Origin of the sequence: Cellulomonas citrea (genome assembly GCF_009829685.1) — a bacterium.
In the GTDB taxonomy this organism is placed as follows: domain Bacteria; phylum Actinomycetota; class Actinomycetes; order Actinomycetales; family Cellulomonadaceae; genus Cellulomonas; species Cellulomonas citrea.
Genome location: NZ_VWSD01000065.1, coordinates 1 through 16,236, shown reverse-complemented (window position 1 = coordinate 16,236; position 16,236 = coordinate 1). Strand labels below are relative to the sequence as shown.

15 protein-coding genes and 1 pseudogene are annotated in these 16,236 nt (G+C 73.8%); 10 read left to right on the top strand and 6 right to left on the bottom strand.

What is annotated here, in order from left to right:
• From F2B26_RS09035 to F2B26_RS09025, 3 genes are all read right to left on the bottom strand, one after another.
• Positions 1 to 923, bottom strand: a 923-nt coding sequence (locus F2B26_RS09035; RefSeq protein ID WP_159808548.1) for a DUF4350 domain-containing protein, incomplete at its 3' end; no start/stop codon positions are given.
• A complete protein-coding gene (locus tag F2B26_RS09030) occupies positions 920 to 1,570 on the bottom strand; it encodes a DUF4129 domain-containing protein (RefSeq protein WP_235929578.1) in 651 nt (216 codons plus the stop codon). The genes F2B26_RS09030 and F2B26_RS09035, both read right to left, overlap by 4 nt.
• A complete protein-coding gene (locus tag F2B26_RS09025) occupies positions 1,567 to 2,721 on the bottom strand; it encodes a DUF7847 domain-containing protein (protein WP_159808546.1) in 1,155 nt (384 codons plus the stop codon). Before F2B26_RS09025 ends, F2B26_RS09030 begins: the two co-directional genes overlap by 4 nt.
• Positions 2,722 to 2,837: 116 nt before the next feature.
• Here F2B26_RS09025 and mtrA point away from each other — a divergent pair, with 116 nt between their 5' ends.
• From mtrA to secA, 7 genes are all read left to right on the top strand, one after another.
• The gene (gene mtrA / locus F2B26_RS09020) at positions 2,838 to 3,521 is read left to right on the top strand and encodes an MtrAB system response regulator MtrA (protein WP_159808544.1); all 684 of its coding nucleotides are present in this window, start codon (positions 2,838 to 2,840) and stop codon (positions 3,519 to 3,521) included.
• The gene (gene mtrB, locus F2B26_RS09015) at positions 3,518 to 5,263 is read left to right on the top strand and encodes an MtrAB system histidine kinase MtrB (protein WP_328698665.1); all 1,746 of its coding nucleotides are present in this window, start codon (positions 3,518 to 3,520) and stop codon (positions 5,261 to 5,263) included. The genes mtrA and mtrB overlap by 4 nt, the downstream gene beginning before the upstream one ends.
• Positions 5,260 to 6,909 (top strand): LpqB family beta-propeller domain-containing protein, encoded by a 1,650-nt coding sequence (locus F2B26_RS09010; protein ID WP_159808541.1) that lies wholly within the window; start codon positions 5,260 to 5,262, stop codon positions 6,907 to 6,909. Before mtrB ends, F2B26_RS09010 begins: the two co-directional genes overlap by 4 nt.
• Positions 6,910 to 7,008: 99 nt before the next feature.
• Positions 7,009 to 7,806, top strand: coding sequence for a ComF family protein (locus tag F2B26_RS09005; protein ID WP_201292675.1), 798 nt, complete (start codon positions 7,009 to 7,011; stop codon positions 7,804 to 7,806).
• A 155-nt stretch (positions 7,807 to 7,961) separates the two neighbouring features.
• Positions 7,962 to 8,573: a ribosome hibernation-promoting factor, HPF/YfiA family gene (gene hpf, locus F2B26_RS09000; RefSeq protein ID WP_159808539.1), complete on the top strand. Its 612-nt coding sequence runs from the start codon at positions 7,962 to 7,964 to the stop codon at positions 8,571 to 8,573.
• 82 nt (positions 8,574 to 8,655) lie between these two features.
• Positions 8,656 to 9,912, top strand: coding sequence for a winged helix-turn-helix domain-containing protein (locus F2B26_RS08995; protein ID WP_159808537.1), 1,257 nt, complete (start codon positions 8,656 to 8,658; stop codon positions 9,910 to 9,912).
• A gap of 134 nt (positions 9,913 to 10,046) precedes the next feature.
• Positions 10,047 to 12,815 (top strand): preprotein translocase subunit SecA, encoded by a 2,769-nt coding sequence (gene secA, locus F2B26_RS08990; protein WP_438939185.1) that lies wholly within the window; start codon positions 10,047 to 10,049, stop codon positions 12,813 to 12,815.
• Positions 12,816 to 12,861: 46 nt separating this feature from the next.
• Here the strand turns inward: secA and F2B26_RS08985 are convergent, their stop codons facing one another.
• Positions 12,862 to 13,386, bottom strand: a complete 525-nt coding sequence (locus F2B26_RS08985) for an Rv3235 family protein (RefSeq protein ID WP_159808533.1) — start codon at positions 13,384 to 13,386, stop codon at positions 12,862 to 12,864.
• Positions 13,383 to 14,219: a LysM peptidoglycan-binding domain-containing protein gene (locus F2B26_RS08980; protein ID WP_159808531.1), complete on the bottom strand. Its 837-nt coding sequence runs from the start codon at positions 14,217 to 14,219 to the stop codon at positions 13,383 to 13,385. Before F2B26_RS08980 ends, F2B26_RS08985 begins: the two co-directional genes overlap by 4 nt.
• Before the next feature lie 157 nt (positions 14,220 to 14,376).
• On the opposite strand from F2B26_RS08980, the gene F2B26_RS08975 reads away from it, so the two are divergent.
• Positions 14,377 to 14,904 carry a hypothetical protein gene (locus F2B26_RS08975; RefSeq protein ID WP_159808529.1) on the top strand — a complete coding sequence of 176 codons (528 nt, stop codon included), beginning with the start codon at positions 14,377 to 14,379 and terminating at the stop codon, positions 14,902 to 14,904.
• Positions 14,905 to 14,925: 21 nt separating this feature from the next.
• Here F2B26_RS08975 and F2B26_RS08970 read toward each other — a convergent pair whose 3' ends face one another.
• Positions 14,926 to 15,147 carry a helix-turn-helix domain-containing protein gene (locus F2B26_RS08970; RefSeq protein ID WP_159808527.1) on the bottom strand — a complete coding sequence of 74 codons (222 nt, stop codon included), beginning with the start codon at positions 15,145 to 15,147 and terminating at the stop codon, positions 14,926 to 14,928.
• A 116-nt stretch (positions 15,148 to 15,263) separates the two neighbouring features.
• On the opposite strand from F2B26_RS08970, the gene F2B26_RS08965 reads away from it, so the two are divergent.
• Positions 15,264 to 15,911, top strand: coding sequence for a CpaB family protein (locus tag F2B26_RS08965; RefSeq protein WP_159808525.1), 648 nt, complete (start codon positions 15,264 to 15,266; stop codon positions 15,909 to 15,911).
• 1 nt (position 15,912) lies between these two features.
• Positions 15,913 to 16,236 (top strand): annotated as a pseudogene (locus F2B26_RS08960) (hypothetical protein); the annotation flags it as partial.

Below are 16,236 nucleotides of genomic sequence, written 5' to 3'. Positions count from 1 at the left end.
CCGCGGGTCGTCTCGGCCGCGGGGACCACCACCGGCAGCGCCTCGGGGACCAGCGGGCCGAACCGCCGCCCCCGCCAGAACGCCGCGAGCAGCCCGACGACGGCGAGCTGCAGCGCGAGCACCGCCATCCACGGGGGCATGAGGTCCCACAGGCCCGGTCCGCTGGCGGACGTGACCGCACCCGGCGTCGGCAGGTACCACACGAGCCGCTCGTGGTGGCCGAGGAGCCGCAGCGCGAGCGCCGCGTTCCCGGCCTCGGCGAGCGCATCGTTGCGCAGCGGGGTGCCGTCGGCCAGGACGGTGATGGTCCGGGGGCCGTCGAGCACGGCCATCGTGACGCTGCCGGGGTCCGACGGGTCGGCGAAGCAGGTGCGGGCGACCGTCGAGGTGTCGGTCCACAGCCAGCGCCGGGCCGTGACCGTGCCCGCCGCGCTGGCATCGGCGTCGTCGCAGCCGGCCGTGCGGGTGGTCGGGGTCGACGAGCCCCCGCCTGCCTGCACACCGGGCACGAACCGGTCGACCGACCAGTCGAGGTCGACGAGCACGAGGTCGGCCGGGCTCGCGGCGAGCGAGGTGACGTCGTCGTCGACCAGGTCGCTGTCCCCGACGACGAGCAGCGTCGTCCCGGCCCGGGCGGCGTCGAGCGCCGCCGCGGTCGTGCGCACGGTCTGCACCTGGACGCCCTGGCCCTGCAGGATCTGGGCCACCGCACGTGCACCGGCCGCCCCGGGGTTGTCCGGTGCAAGGGCGCGGTTGGAGGTGCGCGGCGTGGGCAGCAGCGCGAGGAGGGCCCCGACCACGAGCAACGTGAGGATGAGCAGCGGCCCCCGGGTCCTGGCCCAGCGTCGGCGGGCCCGGGACGCCGCAGTGGTGCCGTCGCCGCGGACGGTGCCGGGCGCGGTGGTCGGTGCGTGCACGCTCATGCGGCCACCGGGCTCGGCCACACCGGGTGTGCGGCCTGGACAGCCGCGTCGAGCGCCCGCATCGCGGCCTCGTCGGCGCGGTCGGCACGGCGGTGCCCGTACACGACGTCGTCGAACAGCCGGGCTCCCTCGTCGAGCGCAGCGGCCAGGTCGGGAAGCCGGTGGGCGGCCGACCGGGCGGCCTCGTCGGCGGTGCGCCCGGGGCGCTCGTCGAGCACGGTGCGTTCTTCGAGGCCGCGGACGACGGCGCGGAACCAGTCGGCCACCGCGACCTCCCAGACCTCGTGCGCAGCCGCGGCGCGGGCGTCGGCGCGCAGCTGCTCGGCGGTGCGGGTGTCGTCCACGAGGACGCCCTGGGCGACGGCCGCGGCCTCGCGTCGTCGGCGGCGGACCGGACCGCTGACGACGAGCACGACGACGACGAGGGCCACGAGGACGGCGATGATCGCCAGCAGCCCGGCGTGCGAGCTGATCGAGACCCGGGACAGCGCGTCGAGCTGCTCACCGACCCAGCGGAGGAACCGGGTGAGCAGCGACGGGCCCTGGTGGTAGATCGGGTCGGCAAGCTCGCGCTGCGCCCAGAGCCGCGCCGTCGACGCGTCCGGGTCGACCGGGACGTCGAGGCGCAGCGGGCCGACCGCGATCACGCCGCCTTGGCCGCTGCGGCCTGGCCGAGCTCGAGGTCGAGCCCCTCCCGTCGCATCCGCACGTCGATGTAGAGCAGGGCCGTCACGGCCGCCTGGTACGTCGTGGTGAGGGTGAGGGTGATCGCCTGACCCACCGAGGCGATGAGCACCGACGTCAGCGACATGCCGGTGAGGTCCCTCGTGACGACCTGGGCGAGGATCGAGAACGGGAACTGCACCGCGCCGCTGACGACGCTGACCATGATCGACACCAGCAGTGAGATCCCGAACAGCCGCCAGAACGAGCCACGGGTCAGTCGCCAGGCGCGCCGCACCGTGCTCCAGAAGGGCTGACCCTCGAGCATAAGTGCCGGCGGCACGAGCATCGTGCGGACGCTGAACCACACCGTCGCCACGACGAGGGCCGGCGTGAGCAGCAGCAGCGTCACCGCCAGGGCGCCCCATGCCTGAGCCTGCACAAGCAGGATCGCGACGCCGACGACCACGCCGACGGCCACGAGGGAGACCAGACCGGCGAGGAACGTGAAGCCGAGCACCCACCACACGCGACGGGTGCGCACCACCTCGCCGACGCTGATCTTGTCGCCGAGCACCGACCTGCTCACCGACACGATGAGCAGACCGGTGAGCACGGTGATGACGAGCTGGGTCACCGGCAGGGCGGCCACCTGGCCGAACGAGGAACCGTACGCGTCGGAGACCGTGCCGGTCTGACCGCCCAGCTCGGTGCCGAGGGGCGACCCCTCCAGCCAGCCGGCGATCTCCCCGGCGATCACGGGGGCGAGGGCCACGCGGACGAGGGCCTCGATGACCACGGCGACCGCGACGGCAGCAGCCGCCAGGCCGAACATGACGGCAGGGTTCGCCCTGATCGCCCGCGCCGCGCCGTCGAGGATCTCACCCAGGCCGAGCGGACGCAGCGGGATGATGCCCGGCTGCAGCACCGGGGGACGCCACCCGCCGGGTGCCGGCGGCGGCGTGGTCGGGTAGCCGCCGGGCGCTGGCGGCACGGGGCTTCCCCAGCCCTGCGGGGGGACCGGCGGGGCGGGCGGCGGAGGCGGTGTGGCGCCGCCGTCGGAGCCGGGCTGCGGGTTCCCGACCGGTGCCCAGGAGGTGGGCTCTCGACCGTCGTCGCCGGGTGTCGTGCTCATCGGGTGCGGCTCCCTGGTGCTCTGGGTGGCCGCGCTGGCCCCCGCCACCTCATCGTGCCATGCCGCACCCCGCCCGTCGGCCGTCGTCGGGACCATGAGGTGCGAGAATGACCGCTATGAGGGGACGTGTGCTCGTCGTCGATGACGACACGGCGCTCGCCGAGATGATCGGCATCGTGCTGCGGTCCGAGGGTTTCGAGCCGTTCTTCTGCGAGGACGGTGACGAGGCGCTGGCCGCGTTCCGTGCGGCGGGGCCCGATCTCGTGCTGCTCGACCTCATGCTGCCGGGCAAGGACGGCAACGAGGTGTGCCGGCTGATCCGGGCCGAGTCGGCCGTCCCGATCGTCATGCTCACGGCCAAGAGCGACACCGTCGACGTCGTGCTCGGCCTGGAGTCGGGGGCCGACGACTACATCTCCAAGCCGTTCAAGCCCAAGGAGCTCGTGGCCCGGGTGCGTGCCCGGCTGCGCCGTTCGGATGAACCGACACCGGAGCACCTGACCATCGGGGACGTGTCGATCGACGTCCCCGGCCACCGCGTCGAGCGGGCCGGTCGGCCGATCTCGCTCACCCCGCTCGAGTTCGACCTGCTGGTGGCGCTGGCCCGCAAGCCGTGGCAGGTGTTCACCCGCGAGGTGCTGCTGGAGAAGGTCTGGGGCTACCGCCACGCGGCCGACACCCGGCTGGTCAACGTCCACGTGCAGCGCCTGCGCTCGAAGATCGAGACCGACCCCGAACGGCCCGAGATCGTCGTGACCGTGCGTGGCGTCGGCTACAAGGCAGGCGTGCCGGTGCCGTGAGCGGTCCCGACGCGACCGCGCGCGTCGGCCCACGGCCGCGCCTGGTCGCGCAGCTGCGCCGCCGACGGCTGGTGACGGTGCGCCGCGCCCGCACGTTGCGGCTCGCGTTCCGGTCCTCCCTGCAGCTGCGGGTGTTCGCCACCACGCTCGTGATCGGCCTGGGGGCGATCTGCGTGGTCGGTGTCTTCGTCTCCGACCGGACGAGGGACGGGCTGTTCCACGCCCGCGTCGACCAGGTGCTCGCCGAGAGCGCGCGCAGCACGACGCAGGCGCAGTCCACCTTCGACTCCTCGACCGCGACCACGGGGGCCGAGGTGCAGCAGCTGCTGTGGGACGTCACGACCACCCAGGGCACAGGGGGCACGTCGGATCGCGGTGTGGTGCTGCTGCGCGCACCGGGTCAGGACGCCCCGGAGTCGGTGGCGAGCTTCGCCTCGGCGGCCGACCTGGTCGACCAGGTCTCGGTGGGTCTGGAGCAGGCGGTCGCCGCCGGCGGGCAGCACTGGCAGTCGGTCGAGCTCACCTCGCCCTCGGGGGTGCGCGAGCCGGGCGTCGTCGTGGGACAGTCCGTCACGGTGCCGGTGGTCGGCGGTTACCAGCTCTACTTCCTCTACTCCTTGCAGCCGGAGCAGGACCGGCTCGACTTCCTGCTGCGCACGTTCATGGTGGCCGGTGGGGCGCTCGTGCTGCTCATCGGGGCGATGACGTTCGTGGTCACCCGGCAGACGGTGCGCCCGGTGGTGCAGGCGGCGCAGGTGGCCGAGCGGCTGGCCGACGGTCACCTGGACGAGCGGCTCACGGTGCACGGCCAGGACGAGATGGCGACCCTGGCCCGGTCGTTCAACGAGATGGCCGACTCGTTGGCCGACCAGATCGCCCGGATGGCCGAGCTGTCGACCCTGCAACGCCGGTTCGTGTCCGACGTGTCGCACGAGCTGCGCACGCCGCTCACGACGATCCGGATGGCGGCCGAGGTCATCCACGCCGCGCGGGACGGGTTCGACCCGGCGGTCAAGAGGTCCGCGGAGCTGATGAGCACCCAGCTCGACAGGTTCGAGGACCTGCTGGCGGACCTGCTCGAGATCAGCCGTTTCGACGCCGGCGCGGCGATGCTCGAGGCCCAGTCGCATGACGTGCGCGAGGTGGTCCGGGACGCCGTCGAGGGGGTGGCTCCGTTGGCCGAGCGGCGCGGGTCGTGGGTCGTCGCGCAGCTCCCGGCCGACCGTGTCATCGCCGACATCGACCCGCGCCGCGTCGAGCGGGTGCTGCGCAACCTCCTGGTCAACGCGGTTGAGCACGCCGAGGGCAGCCCGGTCGAGGTCGCTGTCGCGGCCGATGCTCGGGCGGTGGCGGTCACGGTGCGCGACCACGGGGTCGGCATGACGGCGGCCGAGGCCGAGCACGTGTTCGACCGGTTCTGGCGGGCCGACCCGGCGCGGGCCCGCACCACCGGCGGGACCGGCCTGGGGCTGTCGATCTCGGCGGAGGACGCACGCCTGCACGGGGGGTGGCTCGAGGCCTGGGGGCGCCCGGGGCAGGGTGCCTGCTTCCGGCTCACGCTGCCGGTGCGGGCGGGGCTGCCGCTGGTCGAGTCGCCGCTCCCGTTGGTGCCGGTCGACCCGCCGCGACCGCCCGCACCGACCACGCGCTCGTCGAACGACCCGGCCGCGCTGCCGCGACTGACGTTGGCGACCGGTGCGATCCCGGTCGTGCCGGACCCGACCTCGGAGCCGGGACGATGAGGCGCGTCTGGGCGCTGGCGCTCGTCGTCGTCGGTCTGCTGGCCGGGTGCGCCGGCATCCCCACCTCGGGACCGGTGAACGCGGGCGACGTCCAGGTCGACGAGGTCTCCGGGGTCGTCGCGCTGCCGGAGGGGCCGCAGCAGGGCGCCACGCCCCGGGCGATCGTCGAGGGCTTCATGCTGGCGGGGTCGGCCGGGCTGTCCGGTGACTTCTCGGTGGCACGCCAGTTCCTCGCCGGTGACGCGGCCCGGACCTGGGACCCGTCGTCGGGCACGACCGTGTCCAGCCAGACGACGCTCGCCCAGACCGGGGACGGCCAGCTCACGGCCTCGCTCGACGTGATCGGCAAGGTGGACAAGGCCGGTCGGTTCGCCGAGGCGGCCGATGCGCGCGAGTCGGTCACCTTCGACCTGGTGCAGGTCGACGGGCAGTGGCGCATCTCGGACCCGCCGCCCGGCCTCGTGGTCTCCGAGCGGGTGTTCCAGCAGCAGTACCGCGCCGCGCCCCTGTACTTCGTCACGGCGGACGGCTCGGCGCTGGTCCCCGACGTGCGGTACTACCCGGCGCGCAACCTGGCCACGTCGGTGGTGCAGGGTCTGCTCGCCGGTCCGTCGCCCTGGCTGCGCGATGCGGTGACCACGGCCGTGCCGGACGGTGTCGAGCTCAAGCCGGAGGCCGTGACGGTCGGCTCGGACGGCACCGCGCAGGTGGTGCTGCAGCCGGCGGCGACGGCGATGGCCGCGACCAGCCGGGGCACGATGCTGGCCCAGATCGCCCGTTCGCTCGACCTCCCGGGGATCCGCTCGGTGCAGGTGCGGGCGGGGGTGGACGGCGTCCTGCTCGACGGGGAGAAGGTGTTCGCCGACCCGCCGGTCCAGCTGCCGGTCATGCTCTCGGGCGACGCGTTGGTGCAGCTCGAGGGCGGCACCCTGGCGCCGGTGGGTGGGGTCGGCCCGCTCGCCGGTCTGGACGCCGGCTCGCCGGCGGTCGACACCACCGGTGCGGTGCGGGTGGCGCTGTCGGGTGGTGACACGCTCGTCCGGCTGCCCGCCAACGGCGCGGGTGCTGTGCCGATCGTGTCGGGAGGGCAGCTCGCCGCACCCTCGGTGGACCGGCTCGACTGGGTGTGGACCGCGCGTGCGACGGTGGGCAGCGGTGTGCTCGCGGTGGGGCCTCAGGGGCAGGTGGTCGCGCTCACAGCGGACTGGCTGGCCGGGCGGACGGTGACGGCGGTGCGGGTCTCGCGAGACGGGGCGCGGGTCGCCGTGGTGTCGGTGGGTGCCACCGGGACCACGGTCGACGTGGCCGGTGTGGTGCGCGACAGCTCGGGAGCCCCTGCCTCGATCGGGGCCTCGATCCAGGTGGGTGCGGCCCTCGCCGCGGCCGACCAGGTGGTGTGGCTGGACTCCTCGACGCTCGTCGTCCTGGGGCACGTGGCGGGCGCCGCCGTGCTCTCGCGGGTGCCGGTCACCGGGCCGACCGAGACGCTGCCGACGGTCTCGGACGCGGCGAGCGTGGCGGCGGGCTCGGGGGAGCGGACCATGCTGGTGGCGACGTCGTCGGGTGAGCTGCGCCGGTACGACGGACGGACCTGGGTCGAGGTGCCGGGGGCCCCGGCGGTGCGGGGACCGGCCTACCCGGGCTGAGAGGCCGTGAGCCGTCCCCAGCCCCTCGGGCCGTCCAGCGGGTCCTGCTGAGTGCTCGGGCGCCCCACCGGCGAGGTGCCGGGGAGCGAGCCTGGTGCCGTGCCCGGTCTCCTCGCCCAGCTGTGCGGGCTCGTGCTGCCCGTTCGGTGCGCCGGGTGCGATCTGCCCGACGAGCCGTGGTGCGCGCAGTGCGCGGCGCACCTGCGCGTGCCGGCCTGCCGCTGCGAGCACCGGGCCGGGCGGCTCGACCTGCTCGACGGCCTCGACCCGCCGCCGGTGTGGTGCGCGGCGTCGTTCACGGGCCCGGTCCGACGCGCGGTGAGCGCCTGGAAGGACGCCGGCCGTGCCGATCTTGGGCCGGCCTTCGTCGAGGCGGTGCAGGCGGTCGCCCAGGACGAGCAGGTGCGGGCCGAGCTGTCCGGTCGAGGCGAGCTGCTCGTGGTCGGGGTGCCGACCTCACCCGCCGCTCGGCGTCGTCGCGGGTACGACCCGGTGGACGTGCTCGCCGCCGCCGTCGCCTCGCGGCTCGACGAGTGCGGTGTGCCCGCGCGGCATGTCCGGGCGTTGCGCCGGCCCCGGGACACCGACTCCGCCGCCCTGGGCTCGCGGGCCCGTGCCGGGCGGGTGCCGCCCGTGGTGCGTGGCCGGGACCGCGCGACCGTGGTGGGTGCCGAGGTCCTGCTCGTCGACGACGTGCTCACCACAGGTGCGACCTTCGCCTCGTGCCGCCGCGCGCTCGAGGGCGCCGGCGCGCGGCTGACCGGCGGGATCGTGCTGGCCTCGACGCCGGCGCCGGGTGAGGTTCTCGCCACGCCGAGGCCTGAGTCGCCCGGCGGGTGGAACGTGTGGCGTCAGGCCGATAGCGTGGAGTCCTGGAGCCGGTCTCACCCCGGTTGACCAGGAGGATCAGGTCCGTCGGCCATCTGTTCGGATGGTCGGCCCCGACGCCGAGACGACGTCGAGAGGGGGTGATGGGGATCCGCCCACGGGCGGAGATTCTCCCTCGCACGTCCTCGGGGCGTGATCGCCCCTCGAACCTCCAGGAGGTTGTCATGGAGATCGTGGTTGCTGGCCGGCACACGGAGGTCTCGGCCAAGTTCCGCGCCCACGTCGGGTCCAAGCTGGCGAAGGTGGAACAGCTCGCACCCCGCGCCCAGCGGGTGGACGTCCTCGTCAGTCACGAGGCGAACCCCCGTCAGGCCGACTCCAGCGAACGGGTCGAGATCACCGTGCTCGACAAGGGACCGGTGGTGCGGGCCGAGGCGACGGCGGGCGATCCGTACGCCGCGCTCGACCTGGCGCTCGGCAAGCTGCTGGAGCGGCTGCGGCGTACGCGTGACCGGCGCAAGGACCACCGCAGCCACACCCCGACGCCGCCGGTGGACGTGCGGCCGCCGGCCGAGGCTCCCGTCGAGCCTGAGCCGGAGCCCGGGGACGCGGTCGAGGTCGCGCTCGGTGACTCCCCGGTCGTGATCCGCGAGAAGGTGCACGCGGCGCACCCCATGACGATCGACGACGCGCTCTACGAGATGGAGCTCGTCGGCCACCCGTTCTTCCTGTTCATCGACTCCGAGACCGCGCAGCCGTCGGTGGTCTACCGCCGGCACGGCTGGACCTACGGGGTCATCAAGCTCGACTCGCAGGTGGCGCTCGCGATGCTGTGAGTGCTGCCCTCGTGCGGCTGTGGCCGGGTCCTTCGGGGCCCGGCCACCGCCGTGTGTGGGTGCTGGCGGGCACCATGGGCCCGTGACACCTCCCAGGCTGACGCTGTCCCAGGCACGCCGTGTCGCGCTGCGGGCCCAGGGGCTCGACGGGCCGCGACCGGTGCGCGCGACGGTCACCGCCCGTCACCTCGACCAGGTCCTGGCCCGCACCGGGCTGCTGCAGATCGACTCGGTCAACGTCTTCGCACGCGCGCACCTCATGCCGGCCTTCTCCCGCCTCGGTCCCTATGACGCGGGGCTGCTGCAGGCTGCCTCCGGGCGTGCACCGCGGCGGCTGGTCGAGGCGTGGGCGCACGAGGCGTCGTACGTGCCGCCGTCGACGTACCGGCTGCTCGGCTGGCGTCACCGGGACCACCGACGCCAGGCCTGGGACTCGATCCGCTCGGTCGCCGTGCAGCACCCCGACGTCGTGGACGAGGTGCGTGCCCTGCTGCACGAGCGCGGTGCGCAGACGGGCGCCCAGGTGCATGCCGTGCTGGCCGCGCAGCACCCGCGCCCCGCCCAGGTCGAGTGGGGCTGGAACTGGACGGTGGCCAAACGGGCCCTCGAGCTCCTCTTCTTCACGGGGGAGGTCACCTCGGCCGGGCGTACGCCGGCCTTCGAGCGCCGGTACGACCTCGTCGAGCGCGTGCTGCCACCCGCGGTGCTGGCCGCGCCCGAGCCGTCCGACGCCGATGCGGTGCGCACCCTGCTGGAGATCTCGGCCCGTGCCCACGGGGTGGGCACGCTGCGCTGCCTGGCCGACTACTTCCGGATGGGGAGCGCGCGTGCCAGGCCCGCGGCCGACGAGCTGGTCGAGGCGGGCGTCCTCGAGCAGGTGGAGGTCACGGGCTGGGGCCCCGCGTACCGGCATGTCGACGCGCGCGTGCCGCGGCGCGCCGACGGACGGGCGCTGCTGTCCCCGTTCGACCCGCTGGTCTTCGAGCGGCGCCGGCTCGAGGAGCTCTTCGGGCTGCGCTACCGCATCGAGATCTACACCCCGGCGCAACGCCGAGTGTGGGGCTACTACGTGCTGCCGTTCCTGCTCGGCGAGCAGATCGCGGCGCTGGTCGACCTCAAGGCCGACCGTGCGGCCGGTGTGCTGCGGGTGGCCGCCGCGCACCGGGCGCCACTCGGGCCGGCCGCCGGCGGTCAGGTGCCCGACGGCGCGGTGGCCGAGGCGTTGGCCGACGAGCTCCTGCTGGCCGCCCGCTGGCAGGGCCTGTCGGACGTCGTGGTCGGCGAGTCTGGTGACCTCGCGGGCGCGCTGGGTCGCCGACTGAGCGCGATCGGGGCATGACGGGGCAGGGCACCGGTAGCCGCCCGGCCCTCGCCTACGATGGAGGTGCCGGTCGGATGGCCGGATCGTGGCCCCGGCACGGGGCGTGACCTGGGGAGCACTGCGTGGCGGGCATCGTCGAGAAGGTCCTGAGGATGGGCGAAGGTCGCATCCTCAAGAAGCTGTCGGGGCTCGCCGACCAGGTGAACGCCCTGGAGGACGGTTTCCTGGCCCTCTCCGACGCCGAGCTGCGCGAGGAGACCGACCGGTTCCGCGAGCGGGTCGCGGACGGCGAGTCGCTCGACGACCTGCTGCCCGAGGCCTTCGCCGCCGTCCGGGAGGCCGCCCGACGCACGCTGGGTCAGCGGCACTTCGACGTGCAGCTCATGGGTGGCGCGGCCCTGCACATGGGCAACATCGCCGAGATGAAGACCGGTGAGGGCAAGACCCTCGTCGCCACGCTGCCGACCTACCTCAACGCGCTCTCGGGCAAGGGCGTGCACGTCGTCACGGTGAACGACTACCTGGCCAGCTACCAGAGCGAGCTCATGGGCCGGGTCTACCGGTTCCTGGGCATGAGCACCGGCTGCATCATGTCCTCGATGACGCCGGAGCAGCGGCGCGAGCAGTACGCGGCCGACATCACCTACGGCACGAACAACGAGTTCGGCTTCGACTACCTGCGCGACAACATGGCGTGGCGGGTCGAGGACCTGGTGCAGCGGGGCCACAACTTCGCCGTGGTCGACGAGGTCGACTCCATCCTCATCGACGAGGCGCGCACGCCGCTCATCATCTCCGGGCCGGCCTCGGGCGACGCCAACCGCTGGTACGCCGAGTTCGCCAAGGTCGCGCGGCGTCTGCAGCGGGACCGCGACTACGAGGTCGACGAGAAGAAGCGCACCGTCGGCGTCCTGGAACCGGGCATCGAGCGGGTCGAGGACTACCTGGGCATCGAGAACCTCTACGAGTCGCTCAACACCCCGCTCATCGGCTTCCTCAACAACGCCATCAAGGCGGCCGAGCTGTTCAAGCGCGACAAGGACTACGTCGTCATGAACGGTGAGGTGCTCATCGTCGACGAGCACACCGGGCGCATCCTCGCCGGGCGCCGCTACAACGAGGGCATGCACCAGGCCATCGAGGCCAAGGAGGGTGTGGCGATCAAGGCCGAGAACCAGACCTTGGCGACGATCACCCTGCAGAACTACTTCCGGATGTATACCAAGCTCGCCGGCATGACCGGCACCGCCGAGACCGAGGCCGCCGAGTTCCTGGGCACCTACAAGCTGGGCGTCGTCCCGATCCCGACGAACCGCGCGATGATCCGGGTCGACAACAAGGACCTGGTCTACAAGAGCGAGCAGGGCAAGTTCGACGCGGTCGTGGCCGATCTGGTGGAACGGCACGCCAAGGGCCAGCCGGTGCTCGTCGGCACGGCGAGCGTGGAGACCAGCGAGCACCTGTCGCAGCTGCTGAAGAAGCAGGGCGTGCCGCACTCGGTCCTCAACGCCAAGCAGCACGCCCGTGAGGCCGCAATCGTCGCGCAGGCCGGCCGCAAGGGTCAGGTCACGGTCGCCACGAACATGGCCGGTCGTGGGACCGACATCATGCTCGGTGGCAACGCCGAGTTCATGGCCGTGCAGGACCTCAAGGACCGCGGTCTGGACCCGGCCGAGAACGCCGAGGAGTACGAGGCCGCGTGGCCCGACGCGCTGGAGAAGGCCAAGGCGGCCGTCGCGCTCGAGCACGACGAGGTGGTCGAGCTCGGCGGGCTCTACGTGCTGGGCACCGAGCGTCACGAGTCCCGCCGCATCGACAACCAGCTGCGTGGGCGCTCGGGCCGTCAGGGCGACCCGGGTGAGTCCCGGTTCTACCTGTCGATGCAGGACGACCTCATGCGGCTGTTCAACTCCGGGCTCGCCGAGTCGATGATGGCCCGCGCCGGGTTCCCCGAGGACCTGCCGCTGGAGTCGAAGATGGTGACCCGCGGCATCCGGTCGGCCCAGTCGCAGGTCGAGGCCCGCAACTTCGAGATCCGCAAGAACGTCCTCAAGTACGACGACGTGATGAACCGGCAGCGCGAGGTCATCTACTCCCAGCGCCGCGAGGTGCTCGAGGGGGTCGACCTCGAGGAGCAGGTGGTCGGCTTCCGGCAGGAGGTCCTCAAGGCGTACGTGGCGCAGGCGACGGGTGAGGGGCGCCCGGACGACTGGGACCTCGAGGCGCTGTGGACGGCGCTGCGCTCGGTGTACCCGGTGTCGATCACGACCGACGAGGTCGTCGAGCAGGCGGGCGGTGCGAGCCGGCTCACGGCCGAGCTGATCGAGCGTGAGGTGCTGTCCGACGCCGAGGTGGCCTACCGCGAGCGCGAGGAGCAGATCGGGTCGGAGCAGATGCGCGAGCTGGAGCGGCGCGTCACCCTCTCGGTGCTGGACCGCAAGTGGCGCGAGCACCTCTACGAGATGGACTATCTCAAGGAGGGCATCGGGCTGCGCGCGATGGCTCAGCGTGACCCGCTCGTGGAGTACCAGCGTGAGGGCTACCAGCTGTTCACCGCCATGATCGACGCGATCAAGGAGGAGACGGTCGCCTTCCTCTACAACCTCGAGGTCCAGGTGGCCGCTCCCGAGCAGCCGGCCGAGGCCGAGGGCGACCAGGCCCCGGTGCTTGACGCCGCGGCTGCGGCCGAGACGGCGACGACCGCGCCACGACTGGTCGCCAAGGGGCTGGACGGTCCCGAGCGTCGCGCACCGCTCAACTACTCCGCGCCCGACGAGGACGGGGGAGTCCAGGTCCGCGGCGACCAGGCCGGCGGTGCCAGGGCGGGTGGCCGGCCGACGCCGGCTCGAGCGGGCGAGTCGGAGGCCGGGAACCGCGAGGCCCGTCGTCGGGCCGCCAAGCAGGGCAAGAAGCGCAGCTGACGACGCCCGGGCTGGCGCGTCACCCGATCTCGAGTGCGGTGGCGCGTCACCCGATCTCGAGTGCGGTGACGCGCCAGCCGGCGCGATGGGCGTCGAGCCGGAAGGCGACGGCCCGCACCCGCACCCCGTCGTCGACGGCGGCGCTCACCTCGACGCCCGTGCCGCTGGGGCTCGCCATGAGCCGACGGACGGCACACGGGCGCACGAGCACGACCCGTCGGCCGGTGCCGGCCATGGCGGTCCGCTCGCGCAGCTCGGCGAGGACCCCGGGGGCGAGCCACCGGGCCAGCTGGGATGCGGGACGCACCCCGCGGACGACCTCGACCACCCCGCCGGCGAGGGACAGGGCGAGGCGCGCCGGGTCGACGGTCGGCAGGGGCGTCTCGGTCTCCTCGTCGCTGCGCATGCTGTCGCTCGCCCTCAGCACCTCGATGCGTTCGCGCAGCGCGGCCGCGGGACGATGCGGCGCACCGCCGGCGCGACGCACCGTCCCACGACCGTCGGGGACGGGCACCAGGCGGGCTCGCACCGGCGCGCTCCCGGACCGGGCGCGCTCAGCCATGGCGGTCATGACTGCTCCACCGGCACCAGCAGCACCTGACCTGGTCGGATGAGATCCGGGTCGGGGCCGACCGTTTCCCGGTTGGCCTCGTACCAGGCGGGCCAGGCGGCGGCGACCTGCGCCTGGCTCGCTCCCTCGGGCAGGTGGCGACGGGCGATCCCCCACAGGGTGTCGCCCGGCTGGACCACCACCTGGCGGGCGGCTCCGGCCCCGGACGCGGCAGTGACGGCGGGGGTGAGGGTCGCAGGTGCCGGCTCCGGCGCCGCGGGCGTGGACCCAGGGGCCGTGCCCGGATCTGCGGGCGGCGCCGATGGCGGGGTGCCGGGGTCGGTGACCGGCCAACCGAGGTCTCCCGGTGCCTGCTGGACGACGACGCCGACCGCCGCGGCCGGTGGTGGCGCCGCCTGCGCACCGAGCGCCGAGCCCAGGCCGATGCCCGCGGCGATCGTGACCGAGAGCGTGCGCCGGATGACGGGCGGCGCGACCCGGCCCACGAGCCGCTCGCCGCCACGCCAGGCGTGCCCGGCTGCCCGCGCCCCCAGGCAGAGCGAGGCCACGAGGGCGCTGAGCCCGAGCCAGGCGGCGAGCACGGCGCCGCTGCCCACCACGACGAGCTCGACGAGCGCGTCCACTCCCGTGCGCAGGCCGGTGGCCTGCACGGCCGTCACGAGCTGGACGGCGCGTGCCCCGAGGCCCGCCGCGACGGCCAGGCCGAGCAGGCCGAGGCCCGCGGTCCCGAGCCCCGCCTCGCCGAGCTTCGCTCCGCCGCGTCCCGACGTGCGAAGCCTCGATCGCCCGGTCCGGCGGTCGCCTGCCTCGTGCTCGCCACCGTCGAGTTTCATCTCGATGCCCCCTGTTTGATGCAGTTTGATGACGTTTGACACGCCCAGAGTGGCACAGGTGAGGGTGCAGCGAGGTCGGTTCGGCCACGGATGTGGACGGTCATGGGTGCCCCGGACCGCCACCGGACCGTCGTCGGGCTCGCTAGGGTCGATCGCCATGCGCTGGGAGATGCTCTTCGCTGACCTGGAGGGACAGCTCGACGCGGCTCGTTCGGCCGCGGTCCGGTTCGACGTCGCCGAGCTCACCCGTGCCGAACGGGCCCGGGTGCACCTCGTCGACCGGCTGCGCGCCAGTCTCGGTCGGGACCTGCGTGTGCACGTCGCCGACCCGTCCGTCCATCCTCTCGGCGTCGTCGAGGGGCGGCTCGTGGATGCCGCCGTGGAGTGGTTCCTGCTCACCGCGGGTACCGGTGTGCAGGTCCTCGTGCCGGTCGGTGCGGTGCGTGCCGTCCGGGGCCTGGCGTCGCAGGTCGCACCCGATGCCGGTGCGGTCGAGCGCCGCCTCGGCCTGGGTCACGTCGTGCGGGCGCTGGCCAGGGACCGGGCCGACGTCCAGGTGCTCACCGAGGCAGGGGTGCTGGCCGGTCGGATCGACTCGGTCGGCGCCGACCACCTGGAGCTCGCCGTGGGCGGGTCGTCGTGGTGGGTCCCGTTCGCCGCCGTCCTGCTCGTGCGCTCGAGCTAGCCGAGGTCGGGGCGCACCGGATCAGCCGGCGTGCTCGTCCTGGGTCCGCACCGTGCGTTCCCGCGTCTCGTCGTACATCCGCGCGATGTACTCCTCGAGCTTGGCGGCCTCGACCCGCCAGACCCCTCGTCCGCCGATCTGGATCGCAGGCAGCTCCCCGGACCGCACCAGCGCGTACGCCTGCGGCATCGAGATGTTGAGCACCTCGGTGACATCGGCGAGCGTGAGGAAACGTGCGGGCATGGCGGAAGTCTGGCACGCGGGACGGATCACAGGCCTTCGTCCACAGAGTGCCCACGCGTCGCGTCGCGGGGCGGCATCATGCATGCCGGTAGATCTGCGCGAGGGGGCCGCACGACATGTCCGCACCACCCACCACCCTGCCTGCACCCGTGGCGACCCGGCTGCGCCGCCCGGGCTGGCGCGATCCGCGGCTGCTCGTCGGGGTGGCGATCGTCGCGGTGTCGGTGGCCCTCGGCTCGTGGGTGGTCCGTTCCGCCTCGCAGACCGTGGGCGTGTACGCGGCAGCGCGCACGCTCGCCGTGGGGGAGCCGGTGACGGTCGAGCGGCTGCAGGTGGTCCAGGTCCGCGGGGTCGACACCGACCGGTACCTGCTGGCCGACGGGCGTCTGCCGGACGGTGCCGTGCTGCTGCGTTCGGTCGGGGCCGGTGAGCTGGTCCCCGCCTCGGCGGTCGGCGACCCGACGGACCTGTCGGTGCGCTCGGTGTCGGTGCCGCTCGGCAGCAGACCGGTCGAGTCCGTCCCGGTGGGCTCCCACGTGGACCTGTGGTTCACCCCGGCCGGCGACGCCCCGTCCGGTCCCTCAGGAGCTCCGCACGCGGTGGTCTCGGGGGTCGAGGTGGCTCGGGTGGACAAGGGCGCCGGATACGGCTCGGCCGCCGGGATCGAGGTGCTCGTCGACGTCGACGACCTGCCGGCGGTCCTGGCCGCGCTCGGCTCGGACGGGTCGGTGGACGTGCTGCCGGTCCCGGGTGCGGGGCGCTGAGGTGGGGGACACCGTCCTGCTGGCGCTGCCGGGCGTCACCGAGTCGCTCGTGGTCCAGGCCGCGGAGGCCTCGGCGGGGGCCGTGGTCGTGGTGCGGCGGTGCGCGGACACCGCCGAGCTGCTCGCGGCTGCGGCGGCAGGGCTGGGCCGGGTCGCGATCTGCTCACCCGAGCTGCCCGACCTGGACCGGGACGCGGTCGCGGCGCTTCAGGCGGCGGGGGTGCGGGTGCTGCTGCTCGCCGACCTGTCGCGCGGGCCGGGGCGGCGAGCGATGGGACTGGGTGCCGATCGTGTGCAGGTCGCGCCGGCCGACGCCCAGGCCGCC